The 16,538-nt window shown below is 55.3% G+C and carries 15 protein-coding genes; 13 read left to right on the top strand and 2 right to left on the bottom strand.

What is annotated here, in order from left to right; all coding sequences use genetic code 11:
• Positions 1-13 precede the first annotated feature (13 nt).
• The 13 genes from asd (at position 14) to trhA (ending at position 13,546) form a co-directional block, all read left to right on the top strand.
• Entirely contained in the window at positions 14-1,126 is a 1,113-nt protein-coding gene (gene asd, locus BMY01_RS07610) for an aspartate-semialdehyde dehydrogenase (RefSeq protein WP_074745842.1), read from the top strand.
• Between the two features lie 263 nt (positions 1,127-1,389).
• The gene (locus tag BMY01_RS07600; protein ID WP_074745838.1) at positions 1,390-2,283 is read left to right on the top strand and encodes a type IV pilus assembly protein FimV; all 894 of its coding nucleotides are present in this window, start codon (positions 1,390-1,392) and stop codon (positions 2,281-2,283) included.
• Between the two features lie 192 nt (positions 2,284-2,475).
• Positions 2,476-3,363, top strand: coding sequence for a tRNA pseudouridine(38-40) synthase TruA (truA, locus tag BMY01_RS07595; protein ID WP_081353827.1), 888 nt, complete (start codon positions 2,476-2,478; stop codon positions 3,361-3,363).
• Positions 3,348-3,974 (top strand): phosphoribosylanthranilate isomerase, encoded by a 627-nt coding sequence (locus BMY01_RS07590; RefSeq protein ID WP_074745836.1) that lies wholly within the window; start codon positions 3,348-3,350, stop codon positions 3,972-3,974. Before truA ends, BMY01_RS07590 begins: the two co-directional genes overlap by 16 nt.
• Entirely contained in the window at positions 3,961-5,157 is a 1,197-nt protein-coding gene (trpB, locus tag BMY01_RS07585; protein ID WP_011381227.1) for a tryptophan synthase subunit beta, read from the top strand. Before BMY01_RS07590 ends, trpB begins: the two co-directional genes overlap by 14 nt.
• A 16-nt stretch (positions 5,158-5,173) precedes the next feature.
• Entirely contained in the window at positions 5,174-6,013 is an 840-nt protein-coding gene (gene trpA / locus BMY01_RS07580) for a tryptophan synthase subunit alpha (RefSeq protein WP_074745834.1), read from the top strand.
• Positions 6,010-6,879 carry an acetyl-CoA carboxylase, carboxyltransferase subunit beta gene (gene accD / locus BMY01_RS07575; protein ID WP_074745832.1) on the top strand — a complete coding sequence of 290 codons (870 nt, stop codon included), beginning with the start codon at positions 6,010-6,012 and terminating at the stop codon, positions 6,877-6,879. The genes trpA and accD overlap by 4 nt, the downstream gene beginning before the upstream one ends.
• Before the next feature lie 46 nt (positions 6,880-6,925).
• The gene (folC, locus tag BMY01_RS07570; protein WP_074745830.1) at positions 6,926-8,254 is read left to right on the top strand and encodes a bifunctional tetrahydrofolate synthase/dihydrofolate synthase; all 1,329 of its coding nucleotides are present in this window, start codon (positions 6,926-6,928) and stop codon (positions 8,252-8,254) included.
• 15 nt (positions 8,255-8,269) lie between these two features.
• Complete coding sequence (locus tag BMY01_RS07565; protein ID WP_074745828.1) at positions 8,270-8,956, top strand: SPOR domain-containing protein; 687 nt, start codon at positions 8,270-8,272, stop codon at positions 8,954-8,956.
• Between the two features lie 46 nt (positions 8,957-9,002).
• Complete coding sequence (locus BMY01_RS07560; protein ID WP_081353825.1) at positions 9,003-9,527, top strand: CvpA family protein; 525 nt, start codon at positions 9,003-9,005, stop codon at positions 9,525-9,527.
• Positions 9,528-9,618: 91 nt separating this feature from the next.
• A complete protein-coding gene (gene purF, locus BMY01_RS07555; protein ID WP_074745825.1) occupies positions 9,619-11,139 on the top strand; it encodes an amidophosphoribosyltransferase in 1,521 nt (506 codons plus the stop codon).
• Positions 11,140-11,302: 163 nt separating this feature from the next.
• Positions 11,303-12,481 carry an O-succinylhomoserine sulfhydrylase gene (locus tag BMY01_RS07550; RefSeq protein ID WP_074745823.1) on the top strand — a complete coding sequence of 393 codons (1,179 nt, stop codon included), beginning with the start codon at positions 11,303-11,305 and terminating at the stop codon, positions 12,479-12,481.
• Positions 12,482-12,895: 414 nt separating this feature from the next.
• Entirely contained in the window at positions 12,896-13,546 is a 651-nt protein-coding gene (trhA, locus tag BMY01_RS07545) for a PAQR family membrane homeostasis protein TrhA (protein ID WP_074745821.1), read from the top strand.
• 298 nt (positions 13,547-13,844) lie between these two features.
• On the opposite strand, the gene gspF is transcribed toward trhA, so the two are convergent.
• Positions 13,845-15,050, bottom strand: coding sequence for a type II secretion system inner membrane protein GspF (gspF, locus tag BMY01_RS07540; RefSeq protein ID WP_074745818.1), 1,206 nt, complete (start codon positions 15,048-15,050; stop codon positions 13,845-13,847).
• A 9-nt stretch (positions 15,051-15,059) separates the two neighbouring features.
• The gene (gene gspE / locus BMY01_RS07535) at positions 15,060-16,529 is read right to left on the bottom strand and encodes a type II secretion system ATPase GspE (protein ID WP_074745816.1); all 1,470 of its coding nucleotides are present in this window, start codon (positions 16,527-16,529) and stop codon (positions 15,060-15,062) included.
• Positions 16,530-16,538: the final 9 nt, after the last annotated feature.

Here is a 16,538-nt window from a genome sequence, read left to right as displayed (position 1 = left end):
AAGAGAGATATCAATGAAACGAGTCGGTTTTATCGGTTGGCGTGGCATGGTAGGGTCGGTTCTCATGCAACGCATGCGGGAAGAAAATGATTTTGCATTGGTTGAGCCAACTTTCTTTTCCACTTCGCAGAAGGGCGGCAAAGCACCGGACATCGGCCAGGAGGCCCCGCCGCTGAAGGACGCGAATGATATAGACGAGCTCAAGTCCATGGATATCCTGATTTCCTGCCAGGGAGGGGATTATACCGGCACGATTTTTCCCCGGCTGCGGGAAGCAGGCTGGCAGGGTTACTGGATCGATGCAGCCTCCACGCTGCGGATGAAAGATGATGCTGTCATCATACTGGACCCGGTCAACATGCCCGTTATCGAACAGGCTCTGCACGATGGGATAAAAAATTATATCGGAGGCAATTGCACTGTCAGCCTGATGCTGATGGCCATGAACGGGCTCTTCAAAGAAGAACTGGTGGAATGGATGAGCGCCATGACTTATCAGGCAGCTTCCGGCGCCGGGGCCCAGAACATGCGGGAATTGCTTCTGCAAATGGGCGAAGCGCATCGCGTGGCAAAAAATCTGCTGGATGACCCTGCGGCCGGGATACTCGATATCGACCGTGAAGTGGCGGGAACACTTCGTGATGAAAATTTTCCAACCGAGAATTTCGGTGTGCCGCTTGCAGGCAGTCTCATCCCCTGGATAGACAGGGATCTGGGCAACGGGCAGACACGGGAAGAATGGAAGGGGCAATCCGAGACAAACAAGATACTGGGGCGTGGTGAACGAACGGTTCCCGTGGATGGTATCTGTGTTCGTGTAGGGGCCATGCGTTGCCACAGCCAGGCGCTGACTGTGAAGTTGAAGAAGGATGTTCCGCTGGATGAGGTAGAAGACGTGCTTGCCGCTTCGAACAGTTGGGTAAGGGTCGTTCCCAATGAGCGGGAGCATACCTTGAAAGAGTTGACTCCTGCTGCGGTTACCGGCAAGCTGACAATACCGGTTGGCCGGTTGCGCAAGCTTGCCATGGGCGGCGAGTATCTTTCTGCATTCACTGTGGGAGACCAGTTGCTCTGGGGCGCCGCAGAGCCGCTGCGCAGAATGCTCAGAATTCTGGTGGCGGCCTGAGAACCGATAGAAGCGGAAAAGGCGCACGGTGGATCAAGACATCGTGCCGCCTGATTTCCATCTTCTGGAGCTTCCCCTGCCCCTTTTCGAGAATCCTTTTTCCCCAATCGTCCGATTGAAGATTGCCTATCCTTCGATGGTAACTCGCTTTCTTCGCGAACGGGACCCGGGTGCACGTCTTGCATGCATGCAGCCCATGTCTGATCGGGCTCCCGATCTTCGTCAAGGGATAGGACGTTATTCCTCCCTGGGAGTATACTGCCGTGCAGAAGTCGAGGTTTAAGTGCGGTCTGTTTTTTTCATTTCTGGTCGCCATAATGCCGGTGGAAGCCAGTCACGCAGCAGGCCTGGGAAGGCTCACTGTCAATTCCGTGCAAGGGCAGCCGTTCAAGGCAGAAATCGATCTGGTGGCGGTAACAACAGAAGAGAAATCTTCCCTGAATGCCCACCTTGCATCATATGATGTTTTCCGCAAGGTAAATGTCGATTATTCTCCGCTTTTATCCACGTTTAAAGCCACTATTGAAATCCGTCCGGAGGGTCAGCCTTATATCCGGATTGTATCTCCGCAACCCGTTGATGAACCGTTCCTGAATATCCTGATTGAGTTGAACTGGACGTCGGGACATTTGTTGCGTGAATATACTGCCTTGCTACCCCTTGCCGAAACGGGTGCATCGTTCCGGGAAAATGAGTCAGCTCAGCCGGCATCGCATTGCTATCCCCGGATTGACTCTGCAGAGGGTAAAACAGATCCGGCTATAGCGCACGATGGCTTCTCATCAGGACAAACCGGGCTCCTTTCAGGAGCATCCGCGTCAAACTCGTCCTATCGGATCTATGGTCCCGTAAAATCAGGCGATACCCTGTCAGGAATCGCAAAAAATATCGCGCTTCCTCCTGAAGCAAGCTTCAATCAGGTACTGGTGGCACTGTTTCGCGCAAACCGCGAGGCATTTTCTGACAACAACATGCATCAGCTCAAGACGGGACTCATCCTGAGAATACCGGACAGCAGTGAAATCAATATGATAACAATAGGGGAAGCCGATCAGGAAGTGAAGATGCATACGGCCGAGTGGCACAAAAAACGGTCTTCTGGAACAGATGAACGGGAAAAAGAAGAGGAACCGCTGCCGTGGGCACTCGTTCTGTAGCGGGAAAGCGTAAGATTCGTACAGATGCCTGTGCGAAGGCGGTGGGCGATGACGGACTAGTCAATCAGCACCCACTGTTGGGCTGGAGAGCGTCTGTTTATACGTCATTACTTCCGTTTCCCGAAACGTGTTCAAAAATTCCCTGGGCAGATCCGGTACAAGTATCACCAAGATCACGATGGTAGCTTTACCGTGAGAATCGCAATGGCGCTGGAGTATGACGGCAGCAACTTCCGCGGCTGGCAAAGCCAGCCAGGGGGAAATACCGTGCAGGATGCCGTGGAAGCGGCCTTGTCTGAAATTGCAGGCGAGGCTATTCGAGTAGTGACGGCAGGGAGAACCGATGCAGGAGTCCATGCTATCTACCAGGTGCTGCATTTTGATACTCGGGTGGAGCGACCAATGAATGCATGGGTGCGGGGTGCAAACGCGCTGCTGCCCGGCGGCATCGCCATGCTATGGGCATCCCCTACTGCAGACGATTTTCATGCCCGCTACTGTGCGATCGAGCGCTGTTACCTCTATCTGTTACTGAGCCATCCAGTGCGGCCGGGCCTTCATCAGCACAGAGTCGGCTGGTTTCACCAGCCGCTCCGTCTCGAATCCATGCAGGTGGCGGCACAGATGCTGGTGGGCGAACACGATTTCAGCGCCTTTCGGGCGGCTGAATGCCAAGCCAAATCCCCTGTGCGCACCGTGACAAAACTGGAAGTTACGCGAGTGGGAAACATTGTTGCGTTTGAGCTGCGCGCCAATGCATTTTTGCACCACATGGTACGTAATATCGTCGGTTGTCTGATTTATGTAGGTAAAGGTAAATTTCGTCCTGACTGGATAGGGAAACTGCTTGAAAACGGGAAGCGCAGCGAAGCTGCACCGACTTTTTCCGCTTCCGGGTTATACTTGGCAGGGGTTGTCTATGATGCGAGGTGGAAGCTGCCACTTTTTGTCGAGCCCCCTCTTGCCGCAATAGTACCGGGCACGAACAGGCCGCCTATCCTCACATCATGGGCGACAAGTGGCGGAAACCCGGTTTCGGGCGCAAAACCGGAAGTCAGGGATATATGTCGATTCGAGTAAAAGTTTGCGGTATAACCCGAGTGGAAGATGCGCTTGCGGCAGTGCATCTCGGAGCGAATGCCGTGGGCTTTGTCTTCTGGGAGCAGAGCGCCCGTTATATTTCACCGGCTGGAGCCCGCGGAATCGTGTCCGCATTGCCGCCATTCGTTACTTCAGTGGGTGTCTATGTAGACCCTGAGGCAGGGTGGGTGGATGAAAGCATTTCGGTTGCCGGCCTGAACCTGCTGCAATTTCACGGCAGCGAAAGCCCCGAGTTCTGCCAGCAATTTTCACTTCCCTATATAAAGGCGGTAAGAGTCAGGCCGGGGCTGGATTTGCTACAATACGCATCCCTTTATACGGGAGCCATCGGTTTGCTGCTGGATACGTATGTGGAAGGCGAACCGGGGGGAACCGGAGAAGCGTTCGACTGGAACCTGATTCCGCGCAATCTGCCGCTGCCGCTGATTCTTTCGGGGGGATTACACGCAGGCAACATTACGAGCGCGATCCAGCAGGCGCATCCTTGGGCAGTAGATGTGTCCAGCGGCGTGGAAGCCGCGAAGGGCATTAAAGATTCGGGAAAAATTGCAGCATTCATGCGAGGAGTTGGAATCAGTGAAAGTCTATGATCTTCCGGACAGTCATGGGCACTTTGGTCCGTATGGCGGCATCTTTGTCGCCGAAACGCTGATCTCGGCCCTGGAGGATTTGCGCATACAGTACGAGCGCTATCGCAGCGATGCTGACTTTCAAGCGGAATTCGCCCATGAACTCAAGCATTATGTGGGACGCCCGACTCCCATCTATCATGCAAAACGATGGTCGGCGCAGCTGGGGGGTGCCCAGATCCTGCTCAAGCGCGAGGACCTGAATCATACGGGCGCACACAAAATCAATAATGCGATGGGACAGGCGTTATTGGCCAGGCGAATGGGCAAATCGCGGGTAATAGCCGAAACCGGCGCCGGCCAGCATGGTGTTGCCACGGCTACGGTCGCAGCGCGGTATGGGATGGAGTGTGTCATCTACATGGGATCGGTCGATGTGGAGCGGCAGGCCGCCAATGTTTACCGGATGAAGCTTCTGGGTGCGGAGGTCATACCGGTCGAATCCGGTTCACGCACGCTGAAGGATGCTTTGAACGAGGCCATGCGCGACTGGGTGACCAATGTTGCGGATACTTTTTACATCATCGGTACTGTGGCCGGACCTCATCCCTATCCCATGATGGTACGGGATTTCCAGGCGATCATCGGGCGCGAGGCAATAACCCAGATGCAGGAGGATTATGGACGGCAGCCCGATGCCCTGATCGCCTGCGTGGGGGGTGGTTCAAATGCCATCGGGCTTTTTTATCCCTACCTCGACAGCAGCATCCGGATGATCGGAGTGGAAGCGGCCGGACACGGGGTGGAGACGGATCAGCATGCCGCCACCCTGACGAAGGGACGCCCCGGCGTGTTGCACGGCAATCGCACTTACCTCATCCAGGATGAGAATGGACAGATCGTTGAAACACATTCCATTTCGGCAGGCCTGGACTACCCCGGGGTAGGGCCGGAACATGCTTGGCTCAAGGACAGCGGACGGGCCGAATATTTCGGAATAACCGACGAGCAGGCTCTGGAAGCCTTCCACGCACTGTGCCATTACGAAGGGATCATTCCGGCGCTCGAATCAAGTCATGCGCTGGCTTATGCAGCCCGGCTCGCACCTGCGCTTACTTCCGACAAGTTGCTGCTGGTGAACCTGTCGGGGCGTGGCGACAAGGATATGCCCACCGTTGCGCGCGCTTCGCATATCACCTTCTAACCTGCAAAGTCCATTCATGTCCCGTATTTCCACTCTGTTTGGCAAACTGCTCCAGAATCGGAGAAAGGCGCTCATTCCTTTTATTACCGCTGGCGATCCCGAACCCGGAATGATGGTCCCACTGATGCATGAACTGGTGCAGGCTGGCGCCGACGTCATCGAGCTGGGTGTTCCATTTTCCGATCCGATGGCGGATGGGCCAACGATTCAGCGTTCTTCCGAGCGTGCGCTGAAGCATCGCGTTTCGTTGCAGGATGTGCTGGCAATGGTGGAAGAATTCAGGGAAAGTGATTCCAGCACGCCGGTTGTGCTGATGGGCTACGCCAATCCGGTCGAAGCAATGGGCTACGATGCGTTCACGGCAAGAGCAAAAGCGTGCGGCGTGGATGGCGTGCTGATTGTGGATTATCCTCCGGAGGAATCGGTGGAGTGGGTGGAATACCTGAAACGTCAGAATATCGCTCCCATTTTCCTGCTTTCTCCGACTACGCCACAGCGGCGCGTCGAGCGGGTGGCGTCCCTGGCGGAAGGATATGTGTACTACGTTTCGCTGAAAGGCGTTACCGGTTCGCTTCACCTCGATTTGCATGACGTGGCTGAGAAACTCGACGGACTACGTTCCCGTATTTCCATTCCCATTGGGGTGGGCTTTGGCATACGTGACGGCGCAACCGCCCGGGCAGTGGCGGAGCTTGCCGATGCGGTGGTGGTGGGAAGCCGCATCATCGAAGAAATTGAAAGGTCACCCAAGGCGGAGGTGTTAACAAATGTCCATCGTCTGGTAAAAAGCCTGCGAATTGCAATAGATGCAGCAAGTCCTGCACCATCAGCCGCCGTTAAACTTACACACTTATGAGCTGGTTTCAGAAACTTCTTCCGCCCAAAATCAAGCGCAAGGAAAGCGGTGAAAAGAAAGCGGTGCCTGAGGGATTGTGGAGCAAATGCGCCTCCTGCGAGGCAGTGCTTTACTATTCCGATCTGGGGAACAATCTCAATGTCTGCCCCAAATGCGGTCATCACAACCGGATTTCCGCGCGCGTGCGGCTCGACCTGTTTCTGGATCCCGAGAATCGGCGCGAAATCGGGGCGGAAATTCATCCACTCGATCCCCTTAAATTCAAGGATAGCAAGCGTTACTCCGACAGGCTGGCGGAGGCGAAAAAGGAGACTAACGAAGATGACTCCGTGGTGGTAATGCAGGGCAGCGTCAAGACAGTTCCCGTCGTTGTCGCAGCATTCGAATTCGGTTTCATGGGGGGGTCGATGGGGTCCGTCGTCGGCGAACGCTTCATACGGGGTGTGCAAACGTGTGTCGACCGGCGTCTGGCCTTTGTATGCTTCGCAGCGAGTGGCGGTGCGCGCATGCAGGAAGGCCTGCTGTCGCTCATGCAGATGGCCAAAACCACTGCTGTACTGACCCGGCTGAGCCGCGAAGGACTCCCGTTTATTTCGGTCCTGACGGACCCTACCATGGGCGGTGTGTCTGCAAGTTTTGCTTTCATCGGCGATGTAGTGATTGCTGAACCAGGGGCCCTGATCGGTTTTGCGGGACCGAGGGTGATCGAGCAGACTGTGCGGCAGACCCTGCCGGAAGGATTTCAGCGCTCCGAGTTCCTGCTGGAGCATGGAGCGATAGATATGATCGTCGATCGCCGCCGCATGCGCGACAAGGTCGCCAATTTGTGTACGTTGCTGATGCACGTTTCCCCTCCCGCACCCTGAGCATTTTCACTCGACGCGTAACCACACTTACCGTGCCATCGCGGGCATGAGCACTTTCTCCTTTGCTTCCGCAACGCTGCCAGAGTGGCTGGACTACCTGGAACGCATGCATCCCACAGCTATCGAGATGGGCCTGGAGCGGATACGGCGCGTCCAGGAGGAACTGGGGCTTGAGCCTTCATTTCCCATCATTTCCGTTGCAGGCACCAACGGGAAGGGATCGACATGCATGATGCTGGAAGCCATTCTGAGCCATGCCGGATATCGTGTCGGATGCTATACCTCGCCCCATTTGCTGCGATATAACGAACGTGTGCGAATCGACCGGAAGGAAGCAAGCGATGATGAACTGTGCGAGGTTTTCCGCGCTGTTGAAGCGGCACGGATGAATAGCGCCGTATCCCTGACCTATTTCGAGTTTGGCACACTGGCCGCCATGTACTTGTTCAGTCAGGCCGAAGTGGAAGTTGCAATTCTGGAGGTGGGATTGGGCGGGCGGCTGGATGCGGTCAATGTGTTCGAGGCCGATTGCGCGGTCCTTACCAGCGTGGATTTCGATCATATGGATTATCTGGGCAACACGCGTGAACAGATCGGATTCGAAAAGGCCGGAATTTTCAGGTCGGGGAAGGCGGCAATCTGTTCCGAACCGGACCTGCCCATAAGCGTGCGCCGTCATGCGCAATCGATCGGCGCCGACCTCATGCATATCGGGGAGCACTTCGGTTATTCAACCGCTCCACAGTCCTGGAGCTATTGGCGGAACGGCGAGAGCAGGCACGCACTCCCTTATCCGGGCTTGCGCGGCGCCTATCAGTTGAAAAATGCCAGTGCGTGCCTCGCCGCGCTGGATTCCCTGAAAGATATATTGCCGGTCACCTTGAGCGACATTCGCCATGGTTTGCTGGAAGTGGTTTGGCCAGCCCGGTTTCAGGTGTTGCCTGGACAGCCGGTCACGGTGCTCGATGTTGCCCATAATCCAGGCGCAGCGCGCGCATTGGCCGCCAGCCTCGATAGCATGGAGCGTTATCCCAGAACATACGCGGTATTTGCCATGCTCGGGGATAAGGATATCGCCGGGGTGGTACGGGAGTTAAGGTCCAGCGTGGATGTCTGGCTGGTATCGGGTATTGACGCTCCAAGAGGCGCTACGGCGGACGAAGTCGCGGCGCACGTTGCCCAGGAGCTGCAAATCGCCGAGCCGCTTGCGGGGAATGCAGGTGAAGTCGCCGCGCATACCATCCGCAAGTTCCGCAATCCATCCGAGGCATATGCCTACGCCTGTGAGCAGGCAGCGAGAAATGATAGAATTTGTGTTTTCGGCTCATTCCATACCGTGGCTGAAGTGTTAAAGAACAGAATTGAGCGCAGGTAGATTTCCCGATATCTAATGGCAAAAACCATCACCGAAGAAGAGATTCAGCTAAGAAAGCGCGCCAGACGACGTCTGGTCGGCGCAATCGTCCTGGCAACCGCGGCAGTGGTGGTATTGCCGATGATCCTTGACAGCAAGCCCGATCGGCGCGGTCATGAAATCGATATACACATTCCATCTGAGGATTCAGTGGAAGAGCTTGCCGCCGAATCTGCTTTCCCCGTAAATACGCCTCCCGCAGCCGCTTCATCCATGCCTCAGGCTGAGGGTGGGGCGGAGCAGGCAGATGGGATATCCGGCAAGAATATAATGACTGTACCCCCTCGGGAGACGCCTGCCTCCATTAACGAAAAGGCCAGTGCAAGCCCTGCGCCTGCTGCTCCGCGGAGCGGAGCGACGGCTACAAACACCGCTCCCGCCGCTTCCCGAGCGGAAATGACCAGTAAAAACGCTCCCCCGGTTGCTTCGCGGGAAGCATCATTCGTGGTGCAGTTAGGCGCTTTTTCTACGTCAGCAAAAGCGGCACGGCAATCGGAAAAGATCGCTTCACAGAATTTCTCCGCCTATACTGAAATCGTGAAATCCGGCAAGGAGGAAGTAACCCGCGTGCGTGTCGGTCCTTTCGCCACGCGCGAAGAGGCTGAGAAAACACGGGAAAAACTGAAGAACCTGGGATTCGAAGGTGTGGTTACAGAAAAGTAGGTGAGGATCATGAGGCCCTTTACATACGACACATCGTGTTTCTGCCATGTTTACCGGTGATCTGACCGGCTTCGATTACGCTGTACTGGCCATACTGATTATGTCCATCCTGCTCAGCGTATCGCGTGGTGTCGTGCGCGAAATATTATCCCTGGTCAGCTGGATAGTCGCATTCATGGTAGCGAATTCCTTTGCCGCAGGATTCGCGCCCATGGTGCCTTCAACGATCGGCGGAGAATCGCTGCGTATCCTGCTGGCTTTCATTGCATTATTCCTGATAACCCTGGTGGCGATGGGTCTCGTGACCATGCTGACTTCGGCTTTGGTCCAGACGGTAGGATTGGGTTTCACCGATAGATTTTTCGGCTCCCTGTTCGGTTTTATCCGAGGGTTGGTAGTGGTGCTGGTAATCGTGCTGGCAGCAGGTCTTACCGCGGTGCCGCAAGAGCCCTTCTGGCGAAAAGCAGTACTGAGCAAGCACCTGGAGGCTGCAGCAATGGTAGTGCTGCCATGGTTGCCGCAGGATTTGTCCAAGCGTATCCACTATGCGGAACTGAAGCGCAAGCAATAGGGCAGTAAACCGAATGCGCCGGATTCCACTCAATGAACTCGTGCAACTTTTCGTATAGCGTTGATCTAAGTCATTTTTGCGGAGTGCATTCATGTGTGGAATTCTGGGTTTAGTTTCGCATGCTCCCGTCAACCAGTTACTCTACGATGGGTTGCTGGTGCTTCAGCATCGTGGGCAGGATGCGGCCGGAATTGTTACCGCCCAGGGGAATACCTTCCACATGCACAAGAACAGCGGCCTGGTGCGCGACGTGTTCCGCACGCGGAATATGCGCGCCTTGCTTGGGAACATGGGGATCGGTCAGGTGCGTTATCCCACCGCCGGTTCCGCCGAGTCTCCTGCAGAAGCGCAGCCGTTTTATGTCAACTCGCCCTTCGGAATCGTGCTCGGGCATAACGGCAATCTGACCAATTCCGCACAGCTCAACGACGAGTTGTTCCGCGAGGATTTACGGCACGTCAATACCAATTCGGATTCGGAAGTGCTTCTTAATGTGCTGGCGCACGAGTTGCAGAGGAGCACGAAAAACCACCAGCTCGATCCCGCCGCTATTTTTGCCGCCGTATCCGGCGTGCACGAGCGTTGCAAAGGCGCCTACGCCGTCATAGCAATGATTGCAGGCTACGGATTGCTCGCATTTCGCGATCCTTATGGTATTCGTCCCCTCGTGTTCGGATGCGCGGAAACGGAGCATGGGACGGAATATCTGGTAGCGTCCGAGAGTGTGGCGCTCGATACCCTGGGATTCAAGCTGGTGAGGGATGTTGCACCGGGCGAGGCAATTTTTATTGATGACAGCGGCAATTTTTACAGTAAGCAGTGCGCGTCCAACTCCTCGCACAATCCCTGCATCTTCGAGTATGTCTATCTCGCCCGCCCGGATTCAGTCATAGACGGGATTTCAGTCTATGAAACTCGGCTCAACATGGGAGAGAGTCTGGCCGATAAAGTCAAAACCACGATGGGTCATCTCGATATCGATGTGGTCATTCCGATTCCCGATTCCAGCCGTCCCAGTGCCTTGCAGCTTGCCAATCGCCTGGGCATAAGTTTTCGTGAAGGCTTCGTAAAAAACCGCTACATCGGGCGAACCTTTATCATGCCGGGCCAGCAGTTGCGTCGTAAATCGGTCCGCCAGAAGCTCAATGCCATGGGTGTGGAGTTTCGCGGAAAAAATGTGCTGCTGGTCGATGATTCGATCGTACGCGGCACTACCAGCCGCGAAATCGTCCAGATGGCGAAGGAAGCCGGCGCGAACAAGGTATTCTTTGCTTCTGCTGCACCCCCCGTGCGGTTTCCCAACGTTTATGGCATTGATATGCCTACGCGCCACGAACTCATTGCCACGGGGCGGGACGACGAGGAAATATGCCGGGAAATTGGCGCCGATTATCTGGTGTATCAGGAACTCGATTCTCTCATTAGAGATGTACGCCGCGTCAATCCGTCGATCTCGCAGTATGAGACCTCATGTTTCGACGGACGCTACATTACCGGGGATGTAACGCCGGAATACTTGGCTGTCCTGGAGGCGCAACGCAGTGGTGGCGCTCCTCTCGCGGAGAGACGTTCCAGCACGCAACTCGACCTGAACCTCGTGACAGCGAATTAATGAAGATTTGACAAAAGTAGGTACCGAGCGTACCTTCAGGGTGGGCGCCGATTTGATCTTCAGCTTGCGGGCGCAGTATAAATTCAGCTAAAGCGGGAAAACCCGTTTTTTAGCGAAAGCTGAACGGGTTTTTTATTGGGGGAATTTGAGGGAGATGTCGGGCATGTCTGACGATTTTGAGCTGGAAACACTGGCGCTGCATACGGGCATACATCGCAGCCAATTCAATGAACACTCGGAGGCCTTATTCCTTACTTCGAGTTTCGTCTTCGACAGTGCCGCCCAGGCGGCAGCACGCTTTTCCGATGCGGAACCGGGTAATATCTATTCGCGTTTTACCAACCCCACGGTTACCGCTTTTCAGGAAAGACTGGCCGCCCTGGAGGGCGCGGAAGCCTGTGTTGCCACCTCCTCAGGCATGTCAGCCATTCTTGCCTGCACTATGGGACTCCTGCGCGCAGGAGACCATATCGTGGCTTCGCGCAGCCTGTTCGGTGCGACCGTCAGCCTGTTCAACAATATCCTCAAGCGCTTCAACATCGAAACGACATTTGTTTCCGCTACGGATGTTTCTGCCTGGGAAGCAGCGGTAAGACCTGCTACCCGGTTGTTGTTCATGGAAACGCCCTCCAATCCGCTGACCGAGATTTCCGACATTGCCGCGCTTGCAGCCGTAGCCAGGAAGGCGGGCGCGTGGCTCGCCGTGGACAATTGCTTCTGCTCCCCCGCGCTGCAACGTCCATTGGAATTGGGTGCAGACCTCGTGATTCACTCGGCGACCAAATATCTTGAGGGTCAGGGCCGGGTATTGGGCGGCGCGGTGCTGGGCAAGCGCGATCTGGTGATGGACGGGGGAATATTCGGTTTTCTGCGCACTGCCGGGCCGAGCCTGAGTCCGTTCAATGCTTGGGTGATCCTGAAAGGCATGGAAACCCTGAACCTTCGGATGGAAAGGCATTCCGAAAATGCGCTGGAAATTGCGCGCTGGCTGGAAGCGCAGCCCGGTGTAGCCAAAGTCCATTATCCCGGTTTGCCATCGCATCCGCAGTACGAGCTTGCCAGCCGTCAGCAGAAAACCGGAGGTGGAATCGTTTCATTCGAATTGAAGAATGGAAGAGAAGCGGCATGGAGGGTGGTAGATTCCGTTCGCATGATTTCCATCACCGCCAACCTGGGGGATGCCAAGAGCACCCTTACCCATCCTGCCACTACCACGCATGGGCGGATCAGCCAGGAAAACCGGGATGCAGCTGGCATTACCGAGGGCTTGCTGCGCATTGCAGTGGGACTTGAAGCGGTAAAAGACATAAAGGTCGATCTGGCAAGGGGCTTGATTCGGTAGGATAGAGCTTCGTGGAGGGAATGCTGCTGAGGTTGGGAGAAAATTTGGCTCAGATTCTGGTTTCTGCTTGTCACGGTCACGCCAGCCCCTAGGATAGCGGTCCATCAATGGGCTCACTTTCTCTCCAATTCTGTCAGTTCCTGAAAGCAGAAGTTGTCTTTCATTCCTTAGCATGAGCTTGCAGTTGTAATTATTCTGACCTATAAAGAACTTCTGGGTATCTTCCGAGGATTTTTATTACCGGAAACGGCGCGAACCTATCGCCAAAAGGTACCAGAATGGCTGGTGAGCCAATATGGCCACGACAAGACTTTACAATCATTGCAAGACCCGGCCGAAAGATAGTTCGACATTTAAGGTGAGTTATTAGAGAGACAACAAGATCAACCTGAGCAACATGCGAGTGTTCGAATCATGACCCTTGTCCGGCTAAGGCGTCAGCAATCACAAGGGGAAGAAATTGCGAACAGCATTAGCCATGGCATTGGTCTCGTCGCAGCACTCGTCGGAACTCCCTTTCTCATCACCCAAGCTGCACGGCATGGAAACGCCGGGTTTGTCATTGGTGCCAGCCTTTTCTCCGCGACGACCATATTTCTTTACCTTGCTTCTACCCTCTACCATGCGTTGCCCATAGGCAAGACCAAGCGCGTATTTCGCGTCCTTGAGCATTCCGCAATCTTTCTTCTTATCGCTGGTACATATACGCCGTTCACGCTAGGAATACTTCATGGCGTATGGGGCTGGATTCTTCTCTCAATTATATGGAGTCTTGCTGCAGCAGGAGTAGTGGTGAAGGTTTTCTATGGAACCTCCTTCCCCATTTTATCCACCAGCCTTTATCTGTTCATGGGGTGGATGATTGTGATTACCGCAGATCTATTGATTGCCAACATGCCAACACCTGGCTTGCTCTGGTTGATTGCGGGAGGATTGTCTTACACTGTCGGAGTAGTTTTTTTTGCTATCGATTCCCGCTTGCAGTACGCTCACCTAATTTGGCACCTCTTTGTTCTGACAGGCACCACATGCCATTACTTCGCCGTGCTTTGGTATGCTGCCTGATCTTCACCTCTACCCCCGCCTGTAGCTCGATCTATTAATCAATGTCTTGCTACTAAAAAATACAGCGATTGTTGTGAAATATAGTTTGAGCTCATTGCACGAACCCGCGGTCACTTTCGACTTGACAACCGGCCCTAAGGGTCAAGAGGTGTCGAATATCAAGGCTTACTAAAAGCAGTAAAACCGAAATTCCTCATCGGAAGCTTGGTTTGAGAACTGATACAGTTCCAACCCGGGGAGCCTGCGTGAAGATTCTTTATCTTTATCATAAAGTGGCGGATACAAAAATTAACCGATGTTAATGCACCAGTTGATTGATTTCCATGATGGGGAGCAGTATGGCAAGAACGATCATCAGCACCACGCCTCCCATTACCAGGATCATTATCGGTTCCAGCAGCGTTAAAAAGACGCCCAGCCGCCGCTCCAGTGCCTGGGCTTCGAGCTGGGCGGCGCGTTCCAGCATTTCTTTCAGCTTGCCGCTCATTTCCCCGCTTGCCACCAGATGCACGAGCAGTGGCGGAAACACGCGGGTTTCCCGCAGCGCTCTGGAGAGACTCGCGCCTTCGCGGACCTGTTCAATGGTATTTTCGATCGCTTTACGCATGACCATGTTGCTCATCACGCGCGCACCGGAACTGAGCGCTTTAAGAAGCGGCACCCCCCCTCCGACTAGAATGGAAAGCGTGCTGGCGAAACGGGATGTGTTGCTGCTGCGAATCAACGATCCCAGCCATGCCGTGCGCAGCATCAAAGCATGCCATCGGTATCTGGTGTCATCACGCCGTAGCGCGACGCGTGCGGAAAGTGCCCCGCCGACAATGGCGATAATCAGATAGGGCCATGACATGAGAAGGAAATCGCTCAACCCGATCAGTGCGCGAGTCAGGAGAGGCAGGCTCTGGCGAGAATGCTGGAATACCTGCACTACCTGGGGAACCACATACATGAGCAGACCGGCAACAATGATAATGGCAATGATGGTCACCAGTGCCGGGTAAAGGAGCGCAAGACTGGTTTTCTGTTTTAGTGTCTGGCGTGCGTCGAGATACTCGGCAAGATGACGCAGTACCAGCGGCAATGTGCCCGATTCTTCCCCGCCATGTACCAGCGCCCGATAGAAATCAGGAAAACTCCTGCTGTAGCTGCCCAGCGCGGCAGAGAGGGAAAGCCCGGCGATCACCTCTGTTTTGACACCGCCGAGCACTTCGCGTGTCATCGGTTCCTCGGCGGATTCGATCAGCGCAGCAAGCGACTGCTCGACTGTCAGACCGGCGGTCAGCAAGGTAGCCATCTGCCGTGTCAGTAGACTCAGCTGCTCCGGGCGTAGCCCTCGGACCCAGGGTGCCTGGTCACGCTCGCGACCGCGGACCTGATCGACGGCCGAAGGCAGCAAGCCCTGTGCGCGCAACTGCGCCCGCGCTTGGCGGGCGGTATCAGCCTGCAGCACCCCCGTTACCCTGCGGCCTTCGGAATCAAGCGCTTCGTAGCGATACGCTTCCATATGGAACTGCTATTCGCGTGTCACACGCACGACTTCCTCCAAGCTGGTGATGCCCTGGGTAGCGAGGCGCATGCCGTCATCACGTAACGAGCGCATTCCAGCGGAAATCACATACTCTCGCAGGTCTTGTTCAGACACGCGATCATGAATTCGCCGGCGCAGATCGTTGTCAACCGCGAGCAATTCATAAATCCCGGTGCGTCCCTGATAGCCGGAGTGATTGCATGCAGCACAGCCCTGTGCCTTGTATAAAATTCCGGAAGCCGAAAAAGAGCCCGGGGAAGGAGATTCTCCCATGGCCTCGTCCCAGGGCTGGCGGCATTCCAGACAGAGCCGCCGCACCAGACGCTGCGCCCCTACGCCAATCAGGCTCGATGCCAGTAGAAACGGCTCGACTCCCATGTCCACAAGCCGGGTCACGGCGCTTATCGCATCATTGGTATGCAGAGTCGCAAATACCAGATGGCCCGTAAGGCTGGCCTGTACCGCGATCTGTGCGGTTTCGAGGTCGCGAATCTCTCCAATCATAATGACATCCGGGTCTTGCCGCAGGATTGTCCGCAAGGCTCGTGCAAACGTCATTTCGATTCGTGGATTGACTTGAGTCTGACTGATGCCGTCAAGATCGTACTCGATGGGGTCCTCAACCGTCATGATGTTGAGCGACGCGGAATCCAGCCTTGACAGGGCGGCGTAAAGCGTGGTTGTTTTACCCGATCCGGTGGGGCCGGTTACGAGAATAATGCCATGGGGCTCGCGAATAAGCCTGTCCATGCAAGTCAAGGTGATTTCATCCATGCCAAGCCGAGGGAGGTCCAGGCGGCCAGCCTGCTTGTCCAGCAAACGCAATACGGCGCGTTCGCCGTGTGCGGTGGGGATGGTGGATACGCGCACGTCGACTGGCCTGCCTGCCATCCTCAATGTAATCCGGCCGTCCTGCGGAAGGCGTTTTTCCGCAATGTCGAGTTGCGCCATGATCTTGATGCGTGAGATGAGGGCGGCATGTAATGCGCGCGCCGGTTCGATCAGGTCGCGTAACGTGCCGTCCACTCGCAACCGTACAACCGAACGTGTTTCATATGGCTCAATGTGGATATCGGAAGCTGCGGTGCGTAACGCCTGTGTAAAGAGCGCGTTGATCAGCCGGATGACCGGAGCATCATCCTGGCTTTCGAGCAGGTCCTCGACCTTCGGCAGCTCCTGCAGTAATCTCGAGAGGTCTATATCCTGTGCGAGATCATCTGCGAGCGCGGCCGCGCCTTCGTTTGCGCCGTTATACAGCGCCGCAACGATCTCATTGAACTCGTCGGTAGCGAGGCGTCGTGCCCGCAGAGGCACGCCCAGAACGCGACGCACCTCCGCCAGTGCTCCGGCCTGGACTTCGCCGCGCACCACCACCTCTGCGTGATCGCTCGTGACACTCATCACGGCAACTCCATTTGTCTTGACAAAGACATAAGGAATCCTGTCAGACGCCATTATCTCGAC

The sequence above is a fragment of the Nitrosospira multiformis genome (genome assembly GCF_900110185.1).
Lineage (GTDB): Bacteria > Pseudomonadota > Gammaproteobacteria > Burkholderiales > Nitrosomonadaceae > Nitrosospira > Nitrosospira multiformis_A.
This window is presented reverse-complemented; position numbering and strand designations above follow the sequence as displayed.

Coding starts and splice junctions, on each gene's coding strand:
- asd (WP_074745842.1), top strand. CDS start 14: ATGAAACGAGTCGGTTTTATCGGTTGGCGTGGCATGGTAGGGTCGGTT.
- BMY01_RS07590 (WP_074745836.1), top strand. CDS start 3,348: ATGTCGATTCGAGTAAAAGTTTGCGGTATAACCCGAGTGGAAGATGCG.
- trpA (WP_074745834.1), top strand. CDS start 5,174: ATGTCCCGTATTTCCACTCTGTTTGGCAAACTGCTCCAGAATCGGAGA.
- accD (WP_074745832.1), top strand. CDS start 6,010: ATGAGCTGGTTTCAGAAACTTCTTCCGCCCAAAATCAAGCGCAAGGAA.
- folC (WP_074745830.1), top strand. CDS start 6,926: ATGAGCACTTTCTCCTTTGCTTCCGCAACGCTGCCAGAGTGGCTGGAC.
- BMY01_RS07565 (WP_074745828.1), top strand. CDS start 8,270: ATGGCAAAAACCATCACCGAAGAAGAGATTCAGCTAAGAAAGCGCGCC.
- BMY01_RS07560 (WP_081353825.1), top strand. CDS start 9,003: ATGTTTACCGGTGATCTGACCGGCTTCGATTACGCTGTACTGGCCATA.
- purF (WP_074745825.1), top strand. CDS start 9,619: ATGTGTGGAATTCTGGGTTTAGTTTCGCATGCTCCCGTCAACCAGTTA.
- BMY01_RS07550 (WP_074745823.1), top strand. CDS start 11,303: ATGTCTGACGATTTTGAGCTGGAAACACTGGCGCTGCATACGGGCATA.
- trhA (WP_074745821.1), top strand. CDS start 12,896: ATGACCCTTGTCCGGCTAAGGCGTCAGCAATCACAAGGGGAAGAAATT.
- gspF (WP_074745818.1), bottom strand. CDS start 15,050: ATGGAAGCGTATCGCTACGAAGCGCTTGATTCCGAAGGCCGCAGGGTA.
- gspE (WP_074745816.1), bottom strand. CDS start 16,529: ATGGCGTCTGACAGGATTCCTTATGTCTTTGTCAAGACAAATGGAGTT.